Origin of the sequence: Candidatus Roseilinea sp. NK_OTU-006 (assembly GCF_012931985.1) — a bacterium.
In the GTDB taxonomy this organism is placed as follows: Bacteria; Chloroflexota; Anaerolineae; order J036; family Brachytrichaceae; genus JAAFGM01.
Genome location: NZ_JAAFGM010000002.1, coordinates 227,983 through 252,712 on the forward strand (window position 1 = coordinate 227,983; position 24,730 = coordinate 252,712).

Annotated in this window: 24 protein-coding genes; 10 read left to right on the plus strand and 14 right to left on the minus strand. The window is 63.1% G+C overall.

What is annotated here, in order from left to right:
- The 3 genes from GXH28_RS02470 to GXH28_RS02480 form a co-directional block, all read right to left on the minus strand.
- On the minus strand, positions 1-1,059 hold the full coding sequence (locus GXH28_RS02470; RefSeq protein WP_169237421.1) for an ABC transporter permease: 1,059 nt from the start codon (positions 1,057-1,059) through the stop codon (positions 1-3).
- The gene (locus GXH28_RS02475; RefSeq protein ID WP_169237422.1) at positions 1,043-2,575 is read right to left on the minus strand and encodes an ABC transporter ATP-binding protein; all 1,533 of its coding nucleotides are present in this window, start codon (positions 2,573-2,575) and stop codon (positions 1,043-1,045) included. Before GXH28_RS02475 ends, GXH28_RS02470 begins: the two co-directional genes overlap by 17 nt.
- 109 nt (positions 2,576-2,684) lie before the next feature.
- The gene (locus tag GXH28_RS02480) at positions 2,685-3,749 is read right to left on the minus strand and encodes a BMP family protein (protein ID WP_240550119.1); all 1,065 of its coding nucleotides are present in this window, start codon (positions 3,747-3,749) and stop codon (positions 2,685-2,687) included.
- 460 nt (positions 3,750-4,209) lie between these two features.
- Between GXH28_RS02480 and GXH28_RS02485 the strand changes: the two genes are divergently transcribed.
- From GXH28_RS02485 to GXH28_RS02505, 5 genes are all read left to right on the plus strand, one after another.
- Positions 4,210-5,277: an ABC transporter ATP-binding protein gene (locus GXH28_RS02485; protein ID WP_169237463.1), complete on the plus strand. Its 1,068-nt coding sequence runs from the start codon at positions 4,210-4,212 to the stop codon at positions 5,275-5,277.
- Positions 5,278-5,305: 28 nt separating this feature from the next.
- Positions 5,306-6,226: an ABC transporter permease gene (locus GXH28_RS02490; RefSeq protein ID WP_169237423.1), complete on the plus strand. Its 921-nt coding sequence runs from the start codon at positions 5,306-5,308 to the stop codon at positions 6,224-6,226.
- A 16-nt stretch (positions 6,227-6,242) separates the two neighbouring features.
- Entirely contained in the window at positions 6,243-7,097 is an 855-nt protein-coding gene (locus GXH28_RS02495) for an ABC transporter permease (protein ID WP_320447897.1), read from the plus strand.
- A gap of 102 nt (positions 7,098-7,199) precedes the next feature.
- The gene (locus GXH28_RS02500) at positions 7,200-8,345 is read left to right on the plus strand and encodes a polyamine ABC transporter substrate-binding protein (protein WP_169237424.1); all 1,146 of its coding nucleotides are present in this window, start codon (positions 7,200-7,202) and stop codon (positions 8,343-8,345) included.
- A gap of 175 nt (positions 8,346-8,520) precedes the next feature.
- Positions 8,521-9,459, plus strand: a complete 939-nt coding sequence (locus GXH28_RS02505) for a metallophosphoesterase (protein ID WP_169237425.1) — start codon at positions 8,521-8,523, stop codon at positions 9,457-9,459.
- Positions 9,460-9,472: 13 nt separating this feature from the next.
- Here GXH28_RS02505 and GXH28_RS02510 read toward each other — a convergent pair whose 3' ends face one another.
- Positions 9,473-11,413 (minus strand): PA14 domain-containing protein, encoded by a 1,941-nt coding sequence (locus GXH28_RS02510; protein ID WP_169237426.1) that lies wholly within the window; start codon positions 11,411-11,413, stop codon positions 9,473-9,475.
- A gap of 50 nt (positions 11,414-11,463) precedes the next feature.
- Here GXH28_RS02510 and GXH28_RS02515 point away from each other — a divergent pair, with 50 nt between their 5' ends.
- Positions 11,464-12,252 (plus strand): class I SAM-dependent methyltransferase, encoded by a 789-nt coding sequence (locus tag GXH28_RS02515; RefSeq protein WP_169237427.1) that lies wholly within the window; start codon positions 11,464-11,466, stop codon positions 12,250-12,252.
- A gap of 42 nt (positions 12,253-12,294) precedes the next feature.
- A complete protein-coding gene (locus GXH28_RS02520) occupies positions 12,295-13,767 on the plus strand; it encodes a sensor histidine kinase (RefSeq protein ID WP_169237428.1) in 1,473 nt (490 codons plus the stop codon).
- On the opposite strand, the gene GXH28_RS02525 is transcribed toward GXH28_RS02520, so the two are convergent.
- Together GXH28_RS02525 and GXH28_RS02530 are read right to left on the minus strand one after the other, a co-directional pair.
- Entirely contained in the window at positions 13,754-14,968 is a 1,215-nt protein-coding gene (locus GXH28_RS02525; protein ID WP_169237429.1) for a MalY/PatB family protein, read from the minus strand. The genes GXH28_RS02520 and GXH28_RS02525 overlap by 14 nt on opposite strands.
- A 74-nt stretch (positions 14,969-15,042) precedes the next feature.
- Entirely contained in the window at positions 15,043-15,363 is a 321-nt protein-coding gene (locus tag GXH28_RS02530) for an HU family DNA-binding protein (RefSeq protein ID WP_169237430.1), read from the minus strand.
- A gap of 93 nt (positions 15,364-15,456) precedes the next feature.
- Here GXH28_RS02530 and GXH28_RS02535 point away from each other — a divergent pair, with 93 nt between their 5' ends.
- Both GXH28_RS02535 and GXH28_RS02540 read left to right on the plus strand, forming a co-directional pair.
- Positions 15,457-16,785 carry a tripartite tricarboxylate transporter permease gene (locus tag GXH28_RS02535; protein WP_169237431.1) on the plus strand — a complete coding sequence of 443 codons (1,329 nt, stop codon included), beginning with the start codon at positions 15,457-15,459 and terminating at the stop codon, positions 16,783-16,785.
- Between the two features lie 10 nt (positions 16,786-16,795).
- Positions 16,796-17,227 (plus strand): hypothetical protein, encoded by a 432-nt coding sequence (locus tag GXH28_RS02540; RefSeq protein WP_206156683.1) that lies wholly within the window; start codon positions 16,796-16,798, stop codon positions 17,225-17,227.
- Between the two features lie 118 nt (positions 17,228-17,345).
- On the opposite strand, the gene GXH28_RS02545 is transcribed toward GXH28_RS02540, so the two are convergent.
- The 6 genes from GXH28_RS02545 to GXH28_RS02570 are packed head-to-tail and all read right to left on the minus strand — an operon-like array spanning position 17,346 to position 21,958.
- Positions 17,346-19,178 carry a pyruvate kinase gene (locus GXH28_RS02545; protein WP_169237433.1) on the minus strand — a complete coding sequence of 611 codons (1,833 nt, stop codon included), beginning with the start codon at positions 19,176-19,178 and terminating at the stop codon, positions 17,346-17,348.
- Between the two features lie 53 nt (positions 19,179-19,231).
- Complete coding sequence (locus GXH28_RS02550; RefSeq protein WP_169237434.1) at positions 19,232-19,555, minus strand: cupin domain-containing protein; 324 nt, start codon at positions 19,553-19,555, stop codon at positions 19,232-19,234.
- On the minus strand, positions 19,552-20,724 hold the full coding sequence (locus GXH28_RS02555; protein ID WP_169237435.1) for a hypothetical protein: 1,173 nt from the start codon (positions 20,722-20,724) through the stop codon (positions 19,552-19,554). The genes GXH28_RS02550 and GXH28_RS02555 overlap by 4 nt, the downstream gene beginning before the upstream one ends.
- 6 nt (positions 20,725-20,730) lie before the next feature.
- Positions 20,731-21,204: a hypothetical protein gene (locus GXH28_RS02560; RefSeq protein WP_169237436.1), complete on the minus strand. Its 474-nt coding sequence runs from the start codon at positions 21,202-21,204 to the stop codon at positions 20,731-20,733.
- Positions 21,204-21,668, minus strand: a complete 465-nt coding sequence (locus tag GXH28_RS02565) for a hypothetical protein (protein ID WP_169237437.1) — start codon at positions 21,666-21,668, stop codon at positions 21,204-21,206. The genes GXH28_RS02560 and GXH28_RS02565 overlap by 1 nt, the downstream gene beginning before the upstream one ends.
- A gap of 11 nt (positions 21,669-21,679) precedes the next feature.
- Positions 21,680-21,958 (minus strand): ATP-binding protein, encoded by a 279-nt coding sequence (locus GXH28_RS02570; RefSeq protein WP_169237438.1) that lies wholly within the window; start codon positions 21,956-21,958, stop codon positions 21,680-21,682.
- Positions 21,959-22,040: 82 nt separating this feature from the next.
- Between GXH28_RS02570 and GXH28_RS02575 the strand changes: the two genes are divergently transcribed.
- Positions 22,041-22,724, plus strand: a complete 684-nt coding sequence (locus tag GXH28_RS02575; protein ID WP_169237439.1) for a Crp/Fnr family transcriptional regulator — start codon at positions 22,041-22,043, stop codon at positions 22,722-22,724.
- Positions 22,725-22,730: 6 nt separating this feature from the next.
- Here the strand turns inward: GXH28_RS02575 and glgA are convergent, their stop codons facing one another.
- On the minus strand, positions 22,731-24,197 hold the full coding sequence (gene glgA, locus GXH28_RS02580; RefSeq protein ID WP_169237440.1) for a glycogen synthase GlgA: 1,467 nt from the start codon (positions 24,195-24,197) through the stop codon (positions 22,731-22,733).
- 13 nt (positions 24,198-24,210) lie between these two features.
- Positions 24,211-24,723 (minus strand): VOC family protein, encoded by a 513-nt coding sequence (locus GXH28_RS02585; RefSeq protein ID WP_169237441.1) that lies wholly within the window; start codon positions 24,721-24,723, stop codon positions 24,211-24,213.
- Positions 24,724-24,730 lie beyond the last annotated feature (7 nt).

The window sequence follows — 24,730 nt, forward strand, 5'->3', positions numbered from 1 at the left end:
TCACCCTCTCCGCTCCCAGCGCAGGCGATAGTTTTGCAGCAGCAGCACCGCCAGGGTGACCAGCAGCAACGTCGCCTGAATGACCTCCCCGAGGTACACCGGCACCCCCAAGGCGCGGCTGACCGTCTGGCTGCCGGTGTCGATCAGGCCGATGAACAGCGCTGCCAGCACCACGCCTGGCGCGCTCAGGTTGCCCAGCATGGCCACCAGGATGCCGGTGTAGCCGTGGCCGCCGGAGATGGCCTCGATCAATCGGTAGTGGATGCCGGCCACCTCCACCATACCGGCCAGACCGGCGATGCCGCCGCTGGCCAGCGCCGAGACGAGCAGCATGCGCTCGACAGGAATGCCGGCGAAGCGCGCAGCCTTTGGCTGCAGACCAACCGCGCGCATGCGTAGCCCGAAGACCGTTCGCCGCAGCAACACGCCCACGACGAACGCAGTGGCGAGCGCGATGAGGAAGCCCAGGTGCAGGCGCGTGCGCGGCGCCAGCTTGGGCAGGATGGCGGTCGAAGCGATTTCCGGCGATTGCGGCCATTGCGAAATCGGGTCGCGCCAAGGCCCATTTAACAGGGCGCTGACCAGCAGCAGCGCCACCGTGTTCAGCAGCAGCGTCGTCACTACCTCATCGGTATGTAGCCGGGTTTTCATCACCGCGGGGATGAGCGCCCAGGCCATCCCCGCGGCGAATCCGCTCAGCGCCATGAGCGGCAACGCTACCCAAGGCGGGACCCCGTGCATATTCAGGCCGACTGCAGTGGCCGCTGTTGCGCCGACCAAAAACTGCCCTTCCGCGCCGATGTTCCAAAAGCCGCCGTAGAAGGCCAACATCACGGCCATGCCGGTGAGCAATAGCGGCGTGGCCTTCACCAAAACTTCCAAGGCGCTCACCCGGCTGGAGAGCGGCTCAATTAAGAAGTGGTAATACGCGCGCAGAGGGTTAGCGCCTGCCAGCCACACTAGCGCGCTGGTGAGGACAAAGGTAATCACCACTGCCAGCAGCGGCAGCAGCGGTGGTAGCCAGACCGGCGCCGGCCGTCGCTCAACTTTGAGCGCCATGATCTGGCCCTCCTGTTTCGTGTGACATGCCGACCATGAGCAAACCGAGGCGCTCCGGCGTGGCCGTCTCCGCCGGCATCACGCCCACAATCCGTCCGCCGTAGATCACGGCGATGCGGTCGGCGAGTTTCAGCAGCTCATCCAGGTCCTCAGAGATCAGCAAGATCGCTGCGCCGCGCTGCCGCTGGTCGAGCAGTTTGCCATGAATGTACTCCGTAGCGCGGATGTCCAGGCCGCGCGTGGGCTGCGAGACCACGATCACGCGCGGTCGGCGCTCTAGCACTCGTGCCAGGATCACCTTCTGCATGTTGCCGCCGGACAGGGTGCGGATGCGATCCTCGGGGCGGGCTTTGATTTGATATTCCGCGATGAGTTGCTCGGCGTGGCGGCGCAGGCGCGCCCGATCTAGAAATCCATGCCGACCGAATTCATTGAGATGTTCGAGCGCCATGTTCTCGGCCACGGTCAAATCGCCGACGACGCTGGCGTGACGATCTTCGGGGATGCGCCCGACGCCGGCCTGCATCATGCGCGCCGGGCCGGCGCGGGTCACGTCGGCGCCGTCCACCAGGATGCGGCCTCGGCGACAGGCGCGGGTGCCCTCGATCAGCTCTGCAAGTTCGGTTTGGCCATTGCCGGCCACGCCGGCCAGCCCCACAATCTCCCCGGCATTCACCTGCAAGGAGATGCCGCGCAGCATCGGCGCGCCTTTGTCGTCGTCCGCCCACACGTCGTCCAGGATCAGCATCGGACGGTCGGCGGCAAGTTGACGCGGCTTGCTCACGCTCGTGATCGTCTGGCCAACAATCATGCGGGCCAGTTCGGCCGGGGATGTCTGGGCAGCCGGCATGCTGCCCACGACACAACCGCTGCGCATCACCGTCACGCGGTCCGCAATGCGGGTCACTTCGCTCAGCTTATGGCTGATGAAGACGACTGAAACTCCTTCAGCTTTGAGGCGCATCAAGGTCTGGAAGAGCTGCTCGACTTCTTGTGGGATGAGCACCGCCGTCGGCTCGTCGAGGATCAACACGCGGGCCTGCCGATACAAGGCCTTGAGGATCTCCACGCGCTGGCGTTGGCCGATGGACAGCGTGTGCACCTGTGCGCGTGGGTTGACCGTTAGGCCGAAGCGTTGTGCTGCAGCAGTCACCTGAGCCTCAGCCGACTTTAGGTCCAGGCGCAGGCGTCCTTCCTGGCCGAGGATGACGTTTTCGGTCACGCTCAGCGGCGCCGCCAGCGCAAAGTGCTGAGTCACCATGCCAATCCCCAGGGCAATGGCATCGCGTGGGGAGCGAATCAGCGCGGGGCGGCCATCCACAGCAATCGAACCGGCGTCGGCGCGATAGAGGCCATACAGAATGCGCATCAACGTGCTCTTGCCGGCCCCGTTTTCGCCCAGCAGGGCGTGAATTTCGCCCGCCTGCAAGTCGAAATCCACGCCCTGATTCGCCAGCACTGCGCCAAAGCGCTTGTGGATGCCGCGCATGCTGACGATCGGCGTTTGTTGGGTCATGGGGGGTATTGGCGCTTGGCGGCGTAGGGAGCAGCGCTGCGCATGCGCAGCGAGGCGGGCGCACCTCTCGGGCTGCCCACCCCACTGCGCTACTCAAACTTGCCGAGCGCTACTTTTTCGCCGAAGCGGGCGGTTGGGCTTCGTTGATGTCCACGCGGAACAGTCCGCTCTTGATGGCGTCTTCCTTGGCCCGGACCTTCTCGATCAAATCTTGCGGGATGCCGCCTTTGACATTGGTGTTGATGGGGGCCAGGCTGGCGCCGCCCTTCGCCACCATGCTGAAGTCCTTGAGGTCGAGCGCGGTGTAGGCGCCGGCGCGCACCTGGGCGATGACGTAGTTCACTGTGGGCTCCATGTGCCACACCGGGCCGCTGACTACGTAGTCTGGGGCCAGCGACGATTGGTCGCTCATGCTGCCAAAGACATATAGCCCCTTCTCGGCGGCGGCTTCGATCACGCCGAAACGTTCGGCGAAAAGCACGTCGGCGCCGGCCTCGATCTGGGCCAGCGCGGCCTCCTTAGCGGCAGCGGGGTCGAACCAGCTATTGATGAAGGTCGTCTTCACCTCAGCGTTCGGGTTTACCTCCCACACGCCGGCGGTGAAGGCGTTGACGATGCGGTTGACTTCGGGCACGGGGTAGCCGCCGACGACGCCGACGATGTTGCTCTTGGTCAACCCACCGGCCAACATGCCGCTGAGGTAAGCCGGCTCATGGATCCAGTTGTCGAAAACGGAGAAATTGGGCTCCGCTGGGCCGCCGCCGGAGCCGAAGACGAAGGCCACTTCAGGATAGTCCTTAGCGACGCGGCGCACCGCTTCTTCGTTGCCAAAGGCATCGCCGAAGATGATGTCTGGCTTGTTCTTCTCGGCCACTTCGCGCAGCACGCGCTCCATGTCGCCGGTATAGCCAATGTCGTCGGTGTAGGCGTATTCAATTTCACCGGCTTCCTTGGCCTTGAGCAGCGCAGTGTGGATGACACCCACCCAAGGTTCTTCGACGGCCGTCGCGTAAGCGCCAAAGACGTTTAGCTTGCGCTTTTCGGCAGACGCGGCTGCCGGAGGCTGAGGTTGTGGCTGTTGCTGAACGACCGGGGGCGCGGGCATCGCGCATGCCGACAGCGCGCCTAGCCATAGTGTGACGAGTGCAAGACGAGTGATGCTGGGTTTCTTCATACGTTTGCGCCTCCTTCTCAATCGTCGCTGAGGACTTCAGAATTTGCCTTGCGGCAGACGCGGATTATAGTCAAGCGCTCGAAGTTTGCATGAAGAAGCGAGCTGTACCGAAGACGAGACGCAACAGGCCGACGCCGCCGCGCCGCATATCCACTCATCTGGTCGAACATTCATCCCTCGGGACTGCCAATGACACGACGCCATGCATTGTCGCGCAGGCGAGCGGTCACCTGCGCGGCCTGGCCGGGGAACAACACGGCGATGCGCAGCTCGAATGGGGCGCAGGGGCCGGCGCACACGCCGGCTTGACCGCAGATAATCGCAGGGCGTTCGCTCCGCCACTTTCGCGCTCTTTCGTATAATTTTCTCCGCTCGTTTCTGAACCCACGAGCTATTTCAGAGAGAGTGAGAAGCTGGATGATTTGCGGAGGCAAGCGCGTTGGCCGACTACGCAGTTGAGATGCGGGACGTGAGCAAAGTGTTTGGCGATGTCGTCGCCGTAGATCACGTCTCGATGGGCATTCGCCAGAAAGAATTCTTCGCGATGCTGGGGCCATCGGGCTGCGGCAAGACCACTTCGCTGCGCATGATTGCCGGCTTCGAGCGCCCGACGAGCGGGGAGATCTACATCGATGGCAAGGCGATGGGCAACACCCCGCCCTTCCAACGCAATGTCAACACCGTCTTCCAGTCTTACGCGCTCTTCCCCCACATGACCGTGGAGCAAAACGTCGGCTTTGGGCTGGAGATGAAAGGCCTGAGCCGGAGTGAGATCGTGCGAAGGGTAGGCGAGGCGTTGGAACTTGTGCGACTGCCGCAGATGGCCAAGCGATATCCCCGCCAGATGTCCGGCGGACAGCAGCAGCGCGTAGCGCTGGCGCGCGCACTGGTGAACCGCCCCGACGTGCTGCTGCTCGACGAACCACTGGGCGCGCTCGACGCCAAGCTGCGCAAGGAGATGCAGATCGAGCTGAAGACGCTTCAGCGCGAGGTGGGGATTACCTTCATCTTCGTCACGCACGATCAGGAAGAGGCGCTGACCATGAGCGATCGGATCGCCGTGTTCTCCAAGGGTAAAGTGCTGCAAATTGGCACGCCGCTCGAAATTTACGAGCGCCCCACCACGCGCTTCGTAGCCGACTTCATCGGCGAGACCAACTTCCTGGAAGGCCGGGTGCAAGAAGTCAACGGCGAATTCGCCAGCGTCATCGCGGATGGCGGGCGGCGGTTCGTTGGGCGCGCGATGGATGGGGTGCGGCCAGGCGTCCAAGCAGTCGTCTCGGTTCGGCCGGAGAAGGTGCAACTGGTCGAACAGCCCGACAACAGCCCCAATTGCTACGAAGTCCGGGTGCATTCCATCGCCTACGTCGGCTCGGACACGCGCGTCATCGTGTCGCTCGGCACAAACCATTTGGACGTGTGGGAGCAGAACACCGTAAGCACACTCGATCCGAACTACTTCTTCAAACCCGGCGAAACAGCCTGGCTGACCTTTAAGCCGGAGAACGCGCTCGTCTTAGCCCAATAGTGAAGCGCAGAGCGCGCCGTCCCTGCCTATGATTCAAGCCTTTCGTGAACGCCGTTCCCTGCGCATCGCCGGCTTGATGGGCCCGGGCGCTTTTTGGCTGATCGTCTTCTTCCTCATCCCGTTGCTGATCATGGCGGTGATCAGCTTCATGTCGCGCGATCAGTTCGGCTTCCCCGCGCCGCCTCTCACGTTGCAGAACTATGGGGACGTCGTCAAAGACATTCGCTTCAACCCATCTATTTCATTCGCCGGCGGGTTGAACATACGCCTGTTCGACGGCCTATACCTGGAACTATTCTGGCGCTCGATCTGGCTTGCGCTCACCAGCACAATCATCACCTTGCTGATCGCGTTTCCTGTGGCGCTGTTCATGTCACGGCTCCCCCGACGCTACCGCAACCTGACGCTCTTCCTGGTGATGATTCCCTTCTGGACCAATTTCCTGGTGCGCACGTACGCGCTGCAGTTCATGCTGCGCGGGAACGGGCCGATCAACACCCTGCTGCGCACGTTGGGCCTGGCGCCGATTGACCTGCTCTTCACACCGATGGCCGTGATGGTCGGCCTGGTCTATGGCAATCTGCCGTTCATGATCCTGCCGCTCTACACCTCGCTGGAGAAGTTCGACTGGACGATGATCGAAGCGGCGAACGACCTCGGCGCGAACACGCTGCAGGCCTTCCGGCGCGTCATGTTGCCGCTGATCTCCCCCGGCCTGGTCGCCGGCTCGATCCTGACGTTCGTCCCAGCCGTCGGCTCCTACATCACGGTTGAGCTGATGGGCGGCGGGCGCACTAACATGATCGGCTATACGATCGCTCAACAATTCAGCGCGAGTGTGAACTGGCCCTTCGGCTCGGCGTTGGCGCTGCTGATGATGGTCATCGTGACCATCGCGGCCGTGTTGTACTTCCGCAGCGGGCGCGGCGAACAGCGCGCCGTCTTGTAAGCATGAGGGAGGCGCTGTGACGTCCGACTCCACCATCATCCTGCTCGGTGAGCGCGGCGAGATCAAGCCCAAGCCGCGCGGCGAAACCCGACGCTTCGGCGTGGGGCGCTTTGCGCTGGTGACCATCGCCCTGTTCACATTCGCTTTTCTCTATGTGCCGATCGTTGTCCTGATCGTCTTCTCGTTCAACAGCGCGCGCACGGGCGCGACTTGGCAGAGCTTCACCCTGCAATGGTATGACCGCGTGTTCAGCAACACGCGCATCCTGGAAGCGGCTGCCAACAGCTTGATTGTCGCCACACTGTCCACCCTGGGCGCTGTCGTGATCGGCACGTTGATGGCGATGGCGATGGAGCGCTACCGCTTCCGCGGCCAAAGCGCATGGGACGGTTTGCTGTATCTGCCGGTGATCGTGCCAGAAATCGTGATGGGCATCTCGCTGCTCATCTTCTTCGCTGCCGTCAACATCAGCCGCGGCCTCCTCACCCTGATCATCTCCCACATCGCCTTCTGCATGCCGTTTGTCTATCTCACCATGCGCGCGCGCCTGGCCGACTTCGACCGCTCGGTGGAGGAGGCGGCGCAAGACCTCGGCGCCAACGAATGGGTGACCTTCCGCCGGGTCACCTTGCCCCTGCTCATGCCGGGCATCATCAGCAGCGCCCTGTTGGCGTTTACGCTGTCGTTGGATGACTTCGTGATTTCGTTCTTCGTCACCGGCGTCGGATCGCAGACGCTGCCGGTCTACATCTGGGGCCAGATCCGCAGAGGCATCACGCCGGAGATCAACGCCATCTCCGCGCTGATGTTGGTGCTCTCCATCGTCCTCGTGATTGCCACGCAGCTCATCCAGCATCGCCAACGGACATGAGCGCCTCGCGCTGCATGGATACAATAACAATAATAGCCGTGCCACTGCGCCGGCGAACATGACTAGACAAGCCACACGAACCGAGAGGAGACTGAGGGAATCATGAACCGACGGACTTTTTTGCGACTGGGTCTGGGGCTGAGCGGTGCAACGGCGCTCATGGCTGCCTGCGGCGGCGCGACCGCGCCGGCACCGACCAGTGCGCCAGCAGCCGATGAGCCTGCGCCACAACCCGGCAGTGCAGATGCGGGCAACCCAGCCAAGGAGATAAGCTGGTACACCTGGGGCGGATACGTCGCCGACAGCGTCATTGACAAGTTCAAACAAGAGTTCGGCGTCACGGTCAAAATTGACATCTATAGCTCTAACGAAGAGATGGAGGCCAAATTCAAAGCGGGCGGCAATCCTGGTTATGATCTGATCACGCCGTCTGACTACATGGTGTCGAAGCTGATCGCTGCTGGCCTACTGGAGAAGCTGAACTTCGGCAACATCCCCAACTTCCAATACATAGACGCCGGCCACAAGAACTTGTACTTCGATCCGACCAACGAGTACTCCGTGGCCTATAACTGGGGGTGCACCGGCTTCGCCTACAACAAGACGAAGGTGACCGAGCCGATCACCAACTGGAAGCAGGTGATGAACTGGCCAGACGCGCTGAAGGGTAAGCTGGGCATGCTGGATGACGTGCGCGAGCTGCTGGCAGTTGGCCTGCGGGTGCTCGGTTACAGCGGCAACGCATCGGACCCGAAAGAGATCAATGCGGCGCGTGATGCGCTCATCGAGCTGAAGCGGCGCACCAACTACACGCTGACCGACAGCCCGAACGCCGCCACGAACCTCGTCGCCGGCGACACCTTCGCCGCGCAAATCTATACCAACGATGCTGTTACCGCGCGCAGCGAAAATCCCGATCTGGTCTACGTCATCCCGGGCGACGTGAGCACGGTATGGCAAGATAACCTGTGTGTGCCGAAGGGCGCGCCGAGCCAGTACACCGCAGAAGTGTTCATCAACTTCCTGTGCCGGACCGACATTGCCGCCGAGAACGCCAACGAGGTCGGCCTTGCGACGCCGAGCGCCGAGGCGCTGCGTCAGGGGTTGATCGCCAAGGAGCTGGTCGAGGATAAAGCGGTATATCCCGACGTCGCTGCCATGGGCGACGCCTTGGAGTTCCTGCGCAAGGGTAATCCAGAAGTGGACGAGCTCTACCAGCGCGCCTTCGACGAGATCAAAGCGGCCTAACGCCGGGCGCTGCTACTGTTGCGCCCGGCAACTCTCGTGGCGAGGCGCGCGATGCAGGGCGGCGTGCGTTGCCGACCGCCATCTTCAAACTTGCCTCTTGCTGAGTGGCATCGTCATGCAATACTCGCGTCCATCGGATTCCCTCGTCAGATCGGTGCAACCTTTCGCAGAGTGGATGATTGACTGGATCTTCCTCTCCAGCGCTGCGGTTGCGCCGCTGGCTGCCTTCGCTGCGATCTACTACAGCGTTACCGACGCGATGGCGCAGGCGGTCGCCTGCGCCATCGTCGCCGCAGCAGCAGCCTGGGGCGCTTATGCGCGTTTTGTCGCGCCTTGGCAACTACGGGTCAGGCACTTGAAGATCGCCCCCCAGCGCGCGCCGGCATCCCACAGAGCGACCCCTGCCGCGAGCCATCCGCCGCTCAGAGTCGTCTTCTTCTCCGACCTCCACCTGGGCCGATTCAAGCGCCAAGACTGGGCGCAGCGCATCGTCGAAGCAGTCAACGCGCAATCGCCCGACCTGGTGCTCATTGGCGGCGATTTCGTCGGCAAGACCGAATGCTGTGATATTGCTGACTTGCTCGCGCCGCTGCGCCGTTTGCAGGCGACGCGCGGGGTGTATGCCGTGCTGGGCAACCATGACTATGGCATTCCAGGCCCGGACCACTCCGATGAGTTGATCCAACTCCTTCCGCAGTTGAACATCCGACTGTTGCGCAACGAGTGCGTGGCCATCGGCGACGATGTGTTGCTGGTCGGCGTGGATGAGTTGTGGGCCGGCCGCGATGACCTGCACGGCGCACTGGCATCCTATCGCCGCGCGCCGAACATGCGCGTGATCGTGCTTGGCCACAATCCCGACTTGATGCTGAAGCTCGACGGGCGTCGCGCTCACCCGCTGCCGCGGGATGCGTTCTTCATCTTCGGGCACACGCATCAAGGGCAGATTTACATCCCCCTCCTGCCAGGCCTGGCCATCCCGATCCAGTCCAAGTTCTACCGCGGCCTGTACCACACCCCCCATGGCATGGCGTATGTATCTGCCGGCTGCGGGGAGAACACCACACCCACCCGGCTCAACACCTGGCCCGAAATTGTGGTATTCGACGTGTGAAACCGACGACGGCTCAAGGCGACTCAGTCACGATCAGCAGGGTAGAGGTGACGGTGGGGGAAGGTGATGGCGACGGCGTCAAGGTCGGCGTGGGCGGCGCCGGCGTTGGCGTGTCGGTGGGCGGCGCCGGCGTCGGCGTAGGCGTAGGCGTGGGCGTGGGCGTGATGGTGGGAGAAGGGGATGGCGACGGCGTCAAGGTCGGCGTGGGCGTCGCCGTGGGCGGTGGCGGAACGAGCGCCCAGACCAGCTCAAGTTTGCCCGGGCCGGTGTAGTTCACATATTGCACTTGCAGGAAATGCCGACCGGCGTTCAACACCCGTGTGCCCACCAGCACTTTCGGACCGGCGGTGAAGTCATCTATGCCGGCTACGAGCGCCCCATCCACCAGCAACCGCGCCCCGTCGTCCACCGTCGCCGTGAACACATACGTCCCGGCCACTGGGAAATCTACCGAGCGGCGCCAATCAGCCGAGAAGTTGAGTGAGTTGATCTGCGGCGGCGGCCAGTTCGGCATAAACGTCGTATTTAAGAATCCAGGTGGGTTCGGCGGCGCAAGCGGGTCGTCGCGTTTGATGATGACCGGCCCTGTCAAGTTAGGAGAGTTGTAGTAGCGGCCCTCCCAGCCGACGTAGTTGACTCTCCAGTTCAAAGAGACGCGCGCTGAAGCGCCCGATTTATAGTACTCGACGCGCAGGCTGTGCAGCCCGGCCGCCAGACTCACGTCAGCCGTGACCGTGCGCAGGCCGGCGCTGAACCACTGGTTGATGATCAACACGTCGTCTACAAAGACGCGCGCGCCGCCATCCACGCTGAGCGTGAACTGGTAGTTGTCCGTAGTCGGAAAGTTCGCGTCGCTGGTGAAGATGGCCGACCAGTTGTTGCGCGGGACGCCCGCATTGGGCGCAGCAGAGCCCCAGTTTACGTTCAGGGGCGGGCCAGGCAAATTCTGGTCGAACAGCACCGGCGGGATGAGATCGAGATTGCCGAAATACTGGCTATACCATGCACCTGCAAGGTTGGGGTTCGGCGTCGCCGTCGGCCCAATGATCGCTGGGCTGGGCGGCGGCGTGCACGTCGCAGGCAAAGTTGGGATGGGCAATGGCCCGTTGAACGTATTGTTATCCTCGTTGCTTTCGAGGACCATGTTGGTCGGGTCAACAACGACCAGGTTCGAGCCGGTGGTGAAGCCGGGGAACCATCGCGAGTCCGTCTGGCCCGGCGCCAGTCCATTCGGCGCCAGTTGTTGCTGGTTGTTCGCCTGCACGAGGAACGGGCCGGTAGGGGTGCTGCCGGCGTTCTGCACGACAACGCGAATGCCAAGTTGGGGCGAGACATAGGCGCAACTCGCGCCGGTCTCCAGCTCGATGGCTACGCTCACGACGACCAGATCCGGCCGTGGACCGGTCGGGCTGGGCGTCGGCGTCGGCGCTTCGGGCGGCAACCGGGTAGGTATCAGGTCACCGCTGATGGTGACCGGCGTGAATGGCGTGAACCCACTGGCTGCGCCTCGTGCGATGAGGTAATACTGCCCAGTGGTTGTGGGTGCGGTCAGATCATTTCGTTCAAAGGCGCCGTCGGGGCCGGCGATGGCATCGCCTAATCGCTGGAATTCGCCAAACGGCGCCGTTGGCGAAGTGGATAGGAAGATCTCAACGACTTCGTTGGCCTGGAAGCCGCCCCCGCGCACACCGAAGAGTGCGCCGGGGGTGAGCGGGCCACTTGCCGCGACGCGCGCGCGACTGCCCGGCGACGTTGGCGCGGCATCGCCTTCCACGGCGCGGCGAGACAAGAGCCAGAATACCGCTGTACAAGACAGGATCAGCAGCACAATGGTGAGGATGCCCGCCCAGACATAGCGCGACGGCGACTCCGTTGCAATGTCCGTCGCCCCTTGCGGAGGAACCGCTGATGCGAATGTCGAGGCCGATGACGCCTGGTCGCGCTCTAAGCTCATGTCACCTTGTTGAGATATTATAGGCGTGGCACACGGCTCCCTGCTAACCGATGAACTGCACCAGCCTATACGATGCCCTTGCGCACGTTTACGACCTGCAACACCGTGGCTTCCTGGACGATGCGCCGATGTACTTGCGACTGGCGCGCGAGGCAGCCCCTGGCGCGTCCATCCTGGAGATCGGCTGCGGCAGTGGCCGAGTGATGATCCCGCTGGTCGAAGCCGGCTTTCGCGTCGTAGGTGTGGACGAGTCGGCCGAGATGCTACGCATCGCCGAGCAGCGATTGCGCGCGAACCGGCGCATCCCTGCCGAGCGCTGGTCACTGGTTCACGCCGACGCGCGTGTGCTCAATTTAGCGGAGTCGGGGTTCAACATGGCCATCATCGCGCTCAACACCTTTCTGCACAACCTCAGCCGCGACGACCAACTCGCTACGCTGCGCGCCGCGCGCCGACACCTTGCGATCGGCGGGCTGCTGGTGGTGGATTTGCCGCCGAATGACGAGCTGGCCTATCAACCCGACGACGGCGTCTTCCAGCTCGAGGCCACGTTGGTAGATCCTCACGCTGGGACCGAGATCCACAAATTCGTCGCCAGCCGCATTTTCTGGGCGATACAGGAACAAGAGTTGGTTTATCGCATAGAAGAACGCCGCGCCGGCGATGCGGTTTCCACCGAACAGCTCGTCACCTTTCGCCTGCGCCACGTCTTCAAACATGAAATGGAGTTGCTCCTGCTCCAGAGCGGGTTTGCCGCACCGATCTGGTATGGCCACTACGACCTGTCGCCCTACGGCGAGGGCAGCCCGCGCATGATCGCCGCAGCGCGCGCGATCTAGCGGCTCAGTCGCTTCTCAGCAAGTTGCACTATTATTCCGCCGATGCCCATCCGCACGCGGCTCACCATTTGGTATACAGCCGTCCTTGCGATCATCCTCCTCATCTTTAGCATCGGCGTGTATATCTACGTCACCTGGCAGATGATCCAGCAGGTGGACTCACGACTCAACCAGGCAGCCAACACCGCGCTCCCGCTTGCCCTGAGCCGGCGGCCGGCGGTCGAGGAGCGCGCCGGCCAAACGGTGTTGACCTTGCCCGGCCTCGATGCGTTGCGCGCCTCCGAGACATACGTGCAGCTCATCGGCCCGCGCGGACAGATCATCGGCATCTCGCCCAACATCGCCGACCCATTTCTGACGAACCACCTCGATCCGGCCGCGTTTAAGGAAGCAGCGCGCATGCCTGCCGACCAGCGTGTTAATTTATTCACCGAGGCACAACACCGCGGGCTGCCGCCGATTCGCGTCTTTACTCAAGCCTTGGTGACGCACAACGGAGAGGTGGTGGGGTATCTTCAGGTCGCCACGTCGCTCGAAAGTATCAAGGCAGCGCAGAATAGCCTGTTGATCGCGCTCCTCTCGCTGGGTGGGGTGGGCGTCTTGTTCTCGGCCGCGATCGGCGTGTTGCTAGCGCGGCGCGCGCTGCAGCCGGTGGACGCGCTGACGAAGACGGTCATGGCGATCTACCGCGCCGAGAACCTCGACCGGCGGGTGACCGTGCCAAAGACCAATGACGAGGTGAGCCGCCTGTCGCAGGCGTTTAACGAGATGCTTGACCGGCTCTCCAAGCTCTTCCATGCCCAGCAACGCCTGATCGCCGACGTGTCGCACGAGATGCGCACCCCGCTCACCGTCATTCGCGGCAACGTGGACTTGCTGCGGGCGATGGGCTGCGCCGACGAGGAATCGCTGGATGCGCTCACCCGCGAGAGCGACCGCATGACGCGCCTGGTTGGTGACCTGTTGCTGCTCTCACAGGCCGATGCCGGCGTGCTGCCGATGCATATTCACAACATCAGCCTGAACCAGGTCATCTCGGATGTGGAGCGCAGCGGGCAGGTGTTGAGCGCCGGCCGCGTCAACGTATCGGCGCACGTCGAACCCAACCTCGTCATCCAGGCCGATGCCGACCGGTTGAAGCAGGTGCTGTTGAACCTGGTGGATAACGCCATCAAACACACGCCTGAGGGCGGCCAGGTGCGCATCGAAGCCGTGCGCAGTTACAACAACTACGTGCGCATCTCCGTCAGCGATACAGGCGTCGGCATCCCCGAGAAAGATTTGCCATACGTGTTTGAGCGCTTCTACCGTGTGGACAAGTCGCGCTCGCGAGCCAACGGCGGCTCCGGACTTGGCCTCTCGATCGCTCACTCGATCGTACAGGCGCACAACGGCCGGATTGTCGTGAGCAGTAAACCCGGCGCCGGCACGACGTTCGACGTCTATCTCCCGATGCAGCATCCGTTGCCCGCGACTGGGGAGAACAGCTCGCGTAACAGCATTAGCCCTGCTTGAGCGCCGCGCGCATGCGATCCAGCGCCTCGATCATCTGCGCGCGTGGACATCCGAAGTTGAAGCGCAGAAACCCTTCGCCGCCTGGGCCAAACGCGGTGCCGTCGCTCAACGCCACACGCGCGCGCTCCAGGAAGAACGTGTAGGGGCTCCCGGGTATGCCGGCCTCGCGAAAATCCAGCCAGCTCAGATAGGTGGCCTCCGGCAAGGTCGCGCGCACTTCGGGCATGTGCTTGGCCAGGTAATCGAGCAGGGCATCGCGGTTGGCCGACAAGTATCGCTTGAGCGCCGTGAGCCAGTGATCGCATCGCGTATAAGCCGCCTGAGCCGCTGCCAAACCCATCGCGTTCAAGGGCGGCAACACCCCGTTATTAGCGGCGACAAAGCGCCGGCGCAGCCTTTCGTTTTGAACGACGGCGAAGCCGAAGCCGAGGCCCGGCAGGTTGAAGGTTTTGCTCGGCGCCATCAAGGTGATGCACCGCTGGGCGATCTCCGGCGAGAGGCTGGCCATCGGCGTGTGCGATACGTCATCCAGCGTGAGGTCGCTCCAGATTTCGTCGGAGCAGATCAGCACATCGTTCGCCAGACAAATCTCGGCCAGGCGCCGAAGTTCATCGCGCGTCCACGCGCGCCCAACCGGGTTATGGGGGTGGCAGTGGATGAACAGCGACGTTCGCGCGCCCATCGCGCGCGCGAACGCTTCGTAGTCCACCTCGACATTCACCCGTTGTCCCTCCCCGCGGTATTGCAAAGCCACTGGGGTTAGCGTCATGCCGTGGTTCGCCGGCGCGGAAAGGAAGGGGAAGTAGACCGGTGTCAGGACGACTGTCGTGTCACCCACGCGCCCGAAGGCCCGGCAGACCAGGTTCAGGCCGCTAACCAAGCCGGGCAGAAAGACGATCGCTTCGGGTTGGACGTGCCAACCGTAGCGCCGCTCCAACCAAGCGCAGATGGCCTGAGTCAGGCTATCCTGCGGGAACTCGTACCCGAACACGCCTTCGCTCACTCGATCGGCCAGGGCCTGACGCACCGGCTCGGGCGAGCGGAAGTCCATGTCGGCCACCCACATCGGGATGACATCGTTCGGGTAGTATGTCCACTTTACACACCCTGGCCGGCGGCGGTCAATGACCTGGTCGAAGTCAAATGAGGTTGATGGCGAAGCGTCTTGTGAGGGGAATGAACGTTGGCTCGTCGGATTCACAGCCCAGGATTGTCAGCGCGGGAAGGAACGGCGCGGCGACTTGGCCGTCACCTCACGCAGTAAGCCTGCGGAGATCAGACGGCTTCTTTCAGCGGCTTGAGCACACGCGCGCGAACGACATTTCGCTCGGGTTTAGCGGCGATGATGATCTTCTCGCCGGTGAACGGGTTGACCCCCTCGCGTGCGCTCGTCGCCGGCTTGCGCGACACGGTGAACTTGACAATCCCCGGCAGACTGAAGACCTGCGGACCACTCGGACTCAGTTCACGATGGATGACGTCGCTCAGCGCAGCGAGGACTTTGTTGACATCCGCTTTGCTCAGGCCGGTGTTCTCCGCAAGCGTCGCCGCCAATTGCGATTTGTTCATCGCCTTCTTGGTGTTCGTAGTTGCCATGATTCTTTCCTTGAACTAGCCTTAATATAACTCATCTCAGTCGAAGACGTGCAAGCGGAAGCACGACAGCATTACATCGGCCGGTGGATAATCATGGCCTCTTTGCTCGGTGACCTGACCTTGCTCGCCATCGCGCTGGCCGGCGCGTTGATCGGATGCGGCTTGGCACTGCTGCCGGGCCTGCATGTGTTCAACGTGGCCGGGCTGGCGCTGTTGCTCTCAACGCGTGGCGTCATTGGCCTGGCCGATCAAGCATTGGCGATGTTCCTGCTGGGCGCATTGGTGGGCTGGGCGGTGGTTAACATCATCCCGGCCGTGTTCCTCTTTGCGCCGGACGACGCGAACGTAGTTGCCATACTGCCGACGACCCGCTACTTGATGTGCGGGCGCGGCGCCGAAGCCGCGTTGCTCGTTGGGGCAGGAAGCCTGTGTGCGTTGCTCGGGTTGGTGTTGCTATCGCCAATGCTGGACGAGGTCCTGCGCCCGTTGCGCGCGATTGTCCAACCGCACACCGGATGGATGCTGGTAGCAATCGTCGCCTTTTTGCTGTTAGGCGAGTGGCCGCGCGCCAACGATCTGGCGCCGCCGGTGCGACGCTTGCTATCGGCGTGGGCTTACCTCGGCGCCGGCCTGCTCACCTTCACTTTGAGTGGACTGCTGGGGTTCGTCTTGCTCTATCGCAGCCCGATCGCCGTCGAATCGGCGTTCGTCAACTTGATGCCGGCGTTCGTCGGCCTATTCGCCGTCCCCGGACTGCTGCAGATCCTCTTGTTCGGCGCGAAACCGCCGCCACAGACGGCTACACTGCCGGCCGAGCTTGAACCCCGGCTGCTGCTGCGCGGCTCGTTGACCGGATTGAGCGGCGGCTTGTTCGCGAGTGTGCTACCGGTCATCAGCGGGGGCATCGGCGGTCTATTGGCCGGGCACGCGACCGCGCAGTGGAACGAACGGCTGTTCATGATCTCGCTCGGCGCTTCGAAGGTCGCCTACTACGTCGGCAGCTTTCTGCTGCTCTTCGTGCCTGGGCTGACGCTGACACGCGGCGGTATGGCGTGGATGCTGAGCAGCGTCTATGTGCCGTATGGCTGGCGCAGCTACTGGCTCGCTGTCGCTGCCATGGCGCTGGCCGGTACGGCGGCCTTCATCGTGCTGATCGGGCTGGCGCGCGCAACGGCGAAGCTGATCAATCGCCTCAACGTCAAATGGATTGCCGGTGGGTCGCTGGTCATCGCGGTTGCGATCACGCTCGCGTTCACCGGCTGGAGCGGATTCGTGATAATGTTGGTGGCGACGACCGTCGGCTTGATCCCGGTCATCGTCGGCGGCCGGCGGCTGAATTGCCTCGGCGTGCTGCTGATGCCGATTACCCTGAACATGATCGGCGTCGGCCCGGTCGTGGCGCAATGGTTAGGACTGCTCTGATTGGGAATCGGTGATTTCGATGACAAAGGCGCTGTTCGAGGGTCTGGTGCTCGACGAGGCAGGCAATGCTTTGCCGGTCGCCTACGTGGGCTCCGACCCGACCTACGTGCTGGTCGAGGACGGCTTCGCATATCACGTGGACGCGCGAAAGGTGGACGAGCAGGTATTGAGCATGTTTCGCGAGCAGGTGCAGCAGAACGAGGCGTTGGTCAGCGAAGGGGTGCTGCGCATGCTGGGCAAAGACGACTTGTTCACCAAGGTCGCGGTGGATCGGCAGATCCGCAATCTGGATCAACACTTCGCCCAGTTGTTCACGGTGGGCATCCCAGAGCAGGCGCGCCAATATCTCGGCATGCTCGGCTTCAGCATCGTCATCAACCGGCACGGCGAAGTGGTGGACTTGAAGATGCCGAGCTTGCCGATTGACGAAGCGGGCCTCTAGTGACTCGTGAGGTTGGGTGAGATTGCTCTTCCGGCGCGCGGTAGTGCACCCTATAGCTGCGCAGCGCGGGCGTCAGCCTGCGCCGACCCTCCTGCTACGGCATGCGGCAGCGCCGTGCTCAAAGGTGCGAGATGGACAGCCGGCGCAGCCGCGCGCGCTTCTTGGATTGATGCGCTTCCATGCGCTCAAGCACGCCGTTGAGAAAACGCACCGCCTCGACGATGTACGGCCCCTTGTTGAGCATCACGCACTCTGCCCGGCCGCTCATCACCGCGTCCGACACCTCGGCCCGCGACGGCGAGCCAAACTTGGCCATGCTCTCCAGCACCTGGGTTGCCCAGATCACCGGCACGTGCGCCGCCTCGCACAGCCAGAGGATTTCCTCCTGCACTTCGGCCAACCGCTCGAAGCCGACCTCGACCGCCAGATCGCCGCGCGCCACCATCACGCCGACCGGTGGCAGTTGCATGCCGGCCAGCAATAACTGGGGCAGATTCTCGAATGCGGCGCGTGTCTCGATCTTCAGGATCACGCCCACGTCGCGCACTTTCAGGCGATTCATCTCCTCGCGGAGCGCTCGGACATCCTCTGGGTTGCGCACGAACGATAGGCCGATCATGTCTACGCGCGACGCCATGACGGCGAGGTCGTCTAGGTCCTTCTGGGTAAGCGATGGGATATCCAGTTTGGCGCCGGGGAGGTTGATGCCTTTCTCCGCGCCCAACTTCGCGCCGGCGGCGGGATTCGTGTGGATGATCTCCACGAGCATGCGCGCGCCGTCGTTCTCCAGCACGCGCCCGCAGATTTTGCCGTCGTCGAACCAAATATTCTCCCCCGGCTTGACGGCCGCAAACGACTCTCCAAGCGTGCATGAGAGCTGCGCAGGACGAACGACCTCGCCACGTGGGTTCAACGCCGGCGGGCTGCCCGGCGCATCGTCATTGGTGACGATGAGCCTGTCTCCAGGACGAAGCAAAATCGGCTCGGCCACTGACGGGAGTTCGCCGATGCGCCCTTCGGCGACAAAGCCTTTCTTGCGCAGCAGGCGCACGGCCATGCCGGTCTCAAGGTAAACCGTCTTGTCGCATTCGGCCAACAACGACGCATCGTTTTTAGCGACGACCTTCAGCTCGCGCGATTTGCCGCGCGTATCGGTCAACGCGATCACATCGCCGCGCTGCGCCGGGGAGAGCAAGTCGCCGCTGAGAGGCACAATGGGCACATCTCCCAAGGATGATGCAGTCTCCTTCTTCGGCGTGAACCATACTCGTGCCGGCTTCAAGACGCAGCCCCGCAGGTCGCGCTCCGGCCTGAGTTTGATCACCTGGGCAGATGTAGCGAGCGGGCCGGTGCGCAGCTTTGGCCCGGCCAGATCGGCATACACTTTGCACGTCCGGCCCAGCTCGCGCTCGGCGCGCCGCAGGTTCTCGATCATCCTCAGCCAAGTCTCGGCATTGTCGTGCGCGCAGTTGATGCGCATCACGTCCATGCCGGAGGCGAGCAGGTGACGGACCAGATCTGGGTTGCCGGCTGCCTCGGTGGGCATGGTCACCATGATGCGCACAGCGCGTTTGCCGGACCCGGCACCGAATAAGCGGCGGGTGTGCTCCTGGAGCAGCGTGCGGCCTAGCTTGAAATCCACTGCTGCGACAGGCTCGATTTGCGGCTCGCGACCAGCGAGGCAATGCAGCGCGATGAGCACTGCATCCAACGTGTGCAGCGTGTGCGCCTCGGAACGGCCAAGCGAGCTGAGGCCGAGAGCAGCGAGCTCGTCTTGTAAGTCGCGCACATCCACCTGGCGCAGCGCGAGGTAATGGAGCAAGTTGCGCGCGCTCTCGCGATACCCCGGCGCAGCCTGATTCACGGCGTCCTGATATTGCTGCTCGAGTGCCAGCGCGCGGCGTCGCAGCTCCATGAGCGGCGTGATCAGCCGTTCCGGCGACGGGTTCATCTAAGCGGCATTCTAGGCAGTTGTGATAAAAGCGTGTTAAGCGCGGCAGCGCCTCATGACCAGGGCGACCCGTGCAAGATGGCCACGAACGTCAGCGCGTCTTCCAAGGCGCGGATCGCGTGCGATTCGTTCGGATTGATCACCAGCATCGCCCCAGGGCCAAGGACGTGTTCGATCCCATCGCCGCTGGTAAAGATGCCCTTGCCGCTCAGCACGACGATATAGACCGGCGAACTCGGTGCGCTGTGCTCAGCCACCGTTTGCCCGGGCCGTAACCCAAACAGCAGCACACGCCCCATCTTGTCCACGTGCAACGGCTCGGCGTGTGGCCGGTGCTGATCGAACTTCACTGATTCAGGGAGATGGAAAACCTTCATCTATTGCCTCCATTGCCAGCGTGCTGCCGCGGCATATCTGCCTGTGCCCGGCGTACCGCATAGATCATGAGTGCCGCATAGAGCAGCAATGCAGCAGCGTTCAATAACCCACCCTGGCGTCGCAGCTCGAATTCCCCGGACAAATCGCCCAACACGCGCACTGCCAGAGAAGCATGCAACAGCACGAGTGGCGCGTAGAACCAAGCCGGCGATGCAACCGAGACGCCCAGGAGCGCCGGTAGGATGATCGGCGCATGGCCGAGGATCATTGCGAAGACAAAGCCCACGAAGATCGCATGCAGCACGGCATCGTATCGCGGCCCACCGAGCACGGCGCCGAACATCAACGCTAGTCCCCCGCCCACCCCTAGCCAGAGGTATCCGCTCAGCAGGCATGCACCGATGAATCGAGGCAACCCGCTCATCCTGACCGTGCGGCGCGCGACATCGTAGCGCAACAGCCACGCTGCCAGTGCAAGCAACCCCAGGCCCAGGATGCGCGTCCCAATGTCGGGCGAAACAATGGTGCAGGCGATGCCGACGCACACACCGATCACCGAGCCGGCAAATGCCTGCTGCGACAGCGCGGACAGCTTTTGCACGCGCCCCAGCTCCAGCCGCTCGCCCGCGATCGTCAGGACCAGAAAGCCGATCCACCAGGGCGCGATGCGGTAGAGCGGCCATCCGCTCAGCCAAAGCGCGTTGCCTATCAACAGCAGCGCTGCGCCCGATGCCATGACCCGCGCAAACGTCGCCGGCTGCAGGCGAACCATCGCGAGATGAACGCCAAGGAGGACGCCGCTGCTCACGCTGAAGACCGGCGCACCAAGCACATCGGGCAGCCCGCCGATCACGCCGGCAACGCCTATCGCCGACAACAGCGGGGCGATGAAGGGCCATTCCCCGCAGCGATGCTGTAGCGCGACCGCGCGTTCCAAGCCAATCACCGTCATCAACGCACCGCACACCATCAGCGGGCCATGCGCTGCTCCAAGGGAGATGGAAAAGACCGGCAGGGGCCAACCGATGCGCACTAAACCGCCCCACGCCGCGACCATAGCTGCAACGACTGCAAGCGCTGCAATCACGATGCGCGCCAGGCGCAACCTACTTGGCGCAGTGGCTGCCTCGCCAGAGGTCAGCACAGCGGCTAGCTTTTGTCTCAGCATCGCATCTCACTCCTTGACCGTCATCGTCAGCGGTTCGATCACCGGCCGCACCCGCGGCCACACATTGGCGACGAAGGCAGCGATGGCAATCAGCCATAACACGCCGGCCAGCGCCGGCATCCATCGCAGCGCTGGCACATCGCCCCCGCCAAGCCAGACCAGCGGCGCATGCAACGCCATGAGCGCTACGCCGGCGTTCAGCGCCACGCAGCACAACCACGCCAGCCGGAGATCGCCACGGTCGCCGCTGCCGGTGACGACACCCGGATGAACGAGCCGCGGCATGATCCAGACGGCGACGCCAGCGCTGAACTGCACCAGCCAGCCGACCAGCAAGACGAAGATGTGACCGGTGCGCAGCGTCCACACACCGCCGTGGAAGGACAGCCCTTTGTTGGCGAGCGTCAATCCGCCGAGTGTGAAGCCCACGCCCCACCACAACAGCGCCATGCGCACCATGACAACTGATACGTGCGGCATCAACACCCTCCTCGTTGTGATGAACGAGATTGCGGCTCCGGCGTGATGCGCCGGCGCACCCTCGGCCACAACGCGATAACCAGCAACCACGCTGCGATCACCTGCAAAACGGCGGAGAGCACCAGCGCGATGCCGAGCGCCCGGCCGGGCTGCCAGGCGTTCAACGGCTCGGCGATCACCCGTAAGATGAGGCCGGCGTTGAGCGCTGCGTAGGCGCCCCAGCCCAGCCTTTCATCGCCGCGCGGCTTCTCGCGCGAATACGGCGGCAGCATCCACAACGCCACGCCACCGATCAACTGCGTGGCCCAACCGACCATGAGCAGGTGGTAGAAGACCGGCTGCAACGCGCTCAGCCGCCCATCCTGTGCAGTGCTCTGATTGATCAACACGAGCGCAGCGACGACGAACGCCAGGACGAGGTAGATCAGCGCCGTGCGAATGTAGAACCGAGCTTGAGGATACATCGCTGCCAGGGTCAGGTCATATCGCGGCCAGGCCGCTTTGAGCGATCCCCCTGTTCAAGGGCTTCGTTGAAGACGATCCGGAACGGCCGGCCGATTGCCCCTTCCGGACAAAACGTCTCGCACACGTCGCAATAGACGCATGCCTCCGGCCGGACGATCACTGCTTTGTCGGTTACCACTCGCACCGCCTGCGTGGGACAGAGTGCTTCGCAGTTGCCGCAGCCGGTGCACCGCTGCTCGTCTATGCGCGGGATCACGCGCTGCATCCAGTGAGTCGAAACTGCTTGCATGGCGCATGAGACCATACGCGGTTCGACGGGTGAGCGCCATGACCTTTGTCACATATCGGGCGCCACCGATAGAATGCTTTGCATGACCGCACACGCGACTGAAGCGCTGCCTGCGCTGCGGCGGATGGCCGCCCGCGTCAGCCTGCCCGACCACGTGGTGGACGCGTTGGCGGCGATCGCCGTGATCCGCGAGGTCGCAGCAGGTGCCATCATCCAGCTCGAAGGGGACGAAGCCGAGGCGATGTACGTGGTGCTGAGCGGCCGCGTCAAGATCGTCCGCACGGCGTCGAACGGGCGCGAGCAGGTGCTGCACATCGCCGGCCCAGGCGATCACATCAACCTCGTGCCGGTGCTCGACGGTGGGCCGAACCCGGCTACTGTTCAAGCGCTGACCGACGCCGTGTTGGCTGCGGTGCCCTGCGAGCCGCTGCGCCGATTGATGATGCGCGAGCCGGAATTCACGATGGCGCTGCTGAAGGACCTGGCCCGGCGGCAGCGTCATCTGGTGGCGCTGGTGGATGAGCTGGCGTTGCACTGTGTGCAAGGCCGGCTGGCCCGCCTGCTGCTTTCTCGCGCCGAGGCTGCCGAACGCGGCGAAGCCGTGCCGCCGCTCACTCAGGCAGAAATGGCCAGCCAGATCGGCACTGTGCGCGAGATGGTCAGCCGCACGCTGCGCAACTTCGAGGAACTCGGCCTGATCACCACCGAGCGCGGCGTCATCGTGATCAACGATCGCGTGGGATTGGAGAAGAAGGCGGAGGAGTAGTAACCGTCACCCACCGCGTTTGTTTTGGATCGCCCGCTCGTAGGCGCGCACATATTGCTCAGCGCTGCGCTCCCACGAGAAATCCTGCGCCATTGCCGTGTGGATCATCCTTTGCATGTGCTGCGGCCGGTCATAGTAGGTGCTGACGGCCCAGCCGACGGTGTAGTAGATGGCATGCGCGCTGGCTTCATAGAACTTGAAGCCGGTGCCGTCGCCGGTCGCTTCGTCGTATTGCTGCACGGTGTCGTCCAGCCCGCCGGTGGCGCGCACGATCGGCAGCGTGCCGTAACGCAGCGAGTACATCTGGTTCAAGCCACAGGGCTCGAACAGCGACGGCATGAGGAAGAAGTCCGAGCCGGCTTCGATCCAGTGCGCCAGTTCATCGCTGTAGCCGATGTAGCTGCCGATGCGGCCAGGGTAACGCGCCGGCAGTTCGCCGAAGTAATGCTCCAGCGCCTTCTCGCCGCTGCCGAGGATGGCGAATTGCACGCGCATGTTGGCCACGATGTCCTCGATGCACTGCGCCAGCAAGTGCAACCCTTTTTGCTCCACCATGCGACTCACTATGCCGATCACCGGCGTATCGGGTGAGACGGTCAAGCCGAAGCGCTGCTGCAATGCGCGCTTGCAAGCCGCTTTGCCGCTTAGGTCGTCACATGTGTAGCGCGCCGGAATGAGCGGATCGGTCTGTGGATTCCACAGCGCGTAATCGCAGCCGTTCAGGATGCCGATGTAGTTCTCGCCTTTGGCGTTGAGATACGGCGCCATGCCGTAGCCCAGCTCCGGCGTGCGCGTCTCGCGGGCGTAGGTCGGGCTAACGGTGTTGACCATGTCGGCATAGACGATGCCGCCTTTGAGGAAGTTGATCGCGCCGTGATCCTCGAACTTGTCCGGCGTGAAGTTGCCCCACTGCAAGCCGAGGTAATCCATGTGATACGCCGGATAGCGGCCCTGGTAGGCGATGTTGTGGATGGTGAGCAGGCTGGCGGCGCTGCCAAGGAGCGGATCGTTCCAATGCCAGATCTTCAGGTAGGCCGGCGCGAGCGCGGTGTGCCAATCATGCGCGTGCACTACGTCGGGCTTGAAGCCGATGTCCTTGCACAGTTGCAGGCCGGCGCGCGTCAGGAAGCCGAACCGGCGCGGGTTGTCCTGATAATCGTTGAAGTTGGCGTCGTGATACAACCCCCAGCGGTCGAAGTACTTTTGGCTCTCGATGAAGTAGACCGGCACGCCGCCGCTCGACGCCGTATGCACGGCGCACCACTCCTGTGTGTTGCCCATCCACACACCCATCGGCCCGTGGAACCAGCGCAGGCCATAGCGGTCGCCGTTGATGGACGAATAGCGCGGCATCACGACGATCGCTTCGTGACCCATCGCCCGCAAGTACTGCGGCAGCGCGCCGACGACATCGGCCAGGCCGCCAGTCTTGGCATAGGGCGCGCATTCGGCAGCGATGAAGAGGATGTCCATGGCGGGCGTTGATCTACAGACCGTCGCGTCGCCCACCTGAGCGGCGTTCGGCCGCCGATGATGGGGGCGGCTGCAACAGCTCCAGCGTAATGCCGTTGCAGTCCAAGAAGTAGATCGCGTAGCCGCCCTTATTCACGCCGTGCTCGATGGCCACGGGCTTATCGGCTTTGAAGCGCACCCCGAGCGCCTTCATCCGTTCAAACTCCTTGTGAATGTCGTCCACGATAAACGCCCAATGGCCGCTGCCGGTGTGATTGGTCGAAAGATCAAGATCATCCCGCCCGTGCGGATAAACGTACTCCACTAACTCAATGTGGTGGTTGGCCCGTTCGGCCAGCGGCTGACCCGGCACGCGCAACTGGGCGACCTTCAAATGCGCGCCGGGGAAAGCCACCAGCCGGGCGGTGTATTCGTTGTGCTGCTCCTGACCGCGAAAGTATTCCAGGCCAAGCACCTCGGTGTACCACTTGACCGACTCTTCCAGATTTCTAACGGTGAACGAGACGTGGAAGATACCCTGAATCATAGCTTCA

Coding starts and splice junctions, on each gene's coding strand:
- GXH28_RS02470 (WP_169237421.1), bottom strand. CDS start 1,059: ATGGCGCTCAAAGTTGAGCGACGGCCGGCGCCGGTCTGGCTACCACCG.
- GXH28_RS02475 (WP_169237422.1), bottom strand. CDS start 2,575: ATGACCCAACAAACGCCGATCGTCAGCATGCGCGGCATCCACAAGCGC.
- GXH28_RS02480 (WP_240550119.1), bottom strand. CDS start 3,749: ATGAAGAAACCCAGCATCACTCGTCTTGCACTCGTCACACTATGGCTA.
- GXH28_RS02485 (WP_169237463.1), top strand. CDS start 4,210: ATGCGGGACGTGAGCAAAGTGTTTGGCGATGTCGTCGCCGTAGATCAC.
- GXH28_RS02490 (WP_169237423.1), top strand. CDS start 5,306: ATGATTCAAGCCTTTCGTGAACGCCGTTCCCTGCGCATCGCCGGCTTG.
- GXH28_RS02500 (WP_169237424.1), top strand. CDS start 7,200: ATGAACCGACGGACTTTTTTGCGACTGGGTCTGGGGCTGAGCGGTGCA.
- GXH28_RS02505 (WP_169237425.1), top strand. CDS start 8,521: ATGATTGACTGGATCTTCCTCTCCAGCGCTGCGGTTGCGCCGCTGGCT.
- GXH28_RS02510 (WP_169237426.1), bottom strand. CDS start 11,413: ATGAGCTTAGAGCGCGACCAGGCGTCATCGGCCTCGACATTCGCATCA.
- GXH28_RS02515 (WP_169237427.1), top strand. CDS start 11,464: ATGAACTGCACCAGCCTATACGATGCCCTTGCGCACGTTTACGACCTG.
- GXH28_RS02520 (WP_169237428.1), top strand. CDS start 12,295: ATGCCCATCCGCACGCGGCTCACCATTTGGTATACAGCCGTCCTTGCG.
- GXH28_RS02530 (WP_169237430.1), bottom strand. CDS start 15,363: ATGGCAACTACGAACACCAAGAAGGCGATGAACAAATCGCAATTGGCG.
- GXH28_RS02535 (WP_169237431.1), top strand. CDS start 15,457: ATGGCCTCTTTGCTCGGTGACCTGACCTTGCTCGCCATCGCGCTGGCC.
- GXH28_RS02545 (WP_169237433.1), bottom strand. CDS start 19,178: ATGAACCCGTCGCCGGAACGGCTGATCACGCCGCTCATGGAGCTGCGA.
- GXH28_RS02550 (WP_169237434.1), bottom strand. CDS start 19,555: ATGAAGGTTTTCCATCTCCCTGAATCAGTGAAGTTCGATCAGCACCGG.
- GXH28_RS02555 (WP_169237435.1), bottom strand. CDS start 20,724: ATGCTGAGACAAAAGCTAGCCGCTGTGCTGACCTCTGGCGAGGCAGCC.
- GXH28_RS02560 (WP_169237436.1), bottom strand. CDS start 21,204: ATGCCGCACGTATCAGTTGTCATGGTGCGCATGGCGCTGTTGTGGTGG.
- GXH28_RS02565 (WP_169237437.1), bottom strand. CDS start 21,668: ATGTATCCTCAAGCTCGGTTCTACATTCGCACGGCGCTGATCTACCTC.
- GXH28_RS02570 (WP_169237438.1), bottom strand. CDS start 21,958: ATGCAAGCAGTTTCGACTCACTGGATGCAGCGCGTGATCCCGCGCATA.
- GXH28_RS02575 (WP_169237439.1), top strand. CDS start 22,041: ATGACCGCACACGCGACTGAAGCGCTGCCTGCGCTGCGGCGGATGGCC.
- glgA (WP_169237440.1), bottom strand. CDS start 24,197: ATGGACATCCTCTTCATCGCTGCCGAATGCGCGCCCTATGCCAAGACT.
- GXH28_RS02585 (WP_169237441.1), bottom strand. CDS start 24,723: ATGATTCAGGGTATCTTCCACGTCTCGTTCACCGTTAGAAATCTGGAA.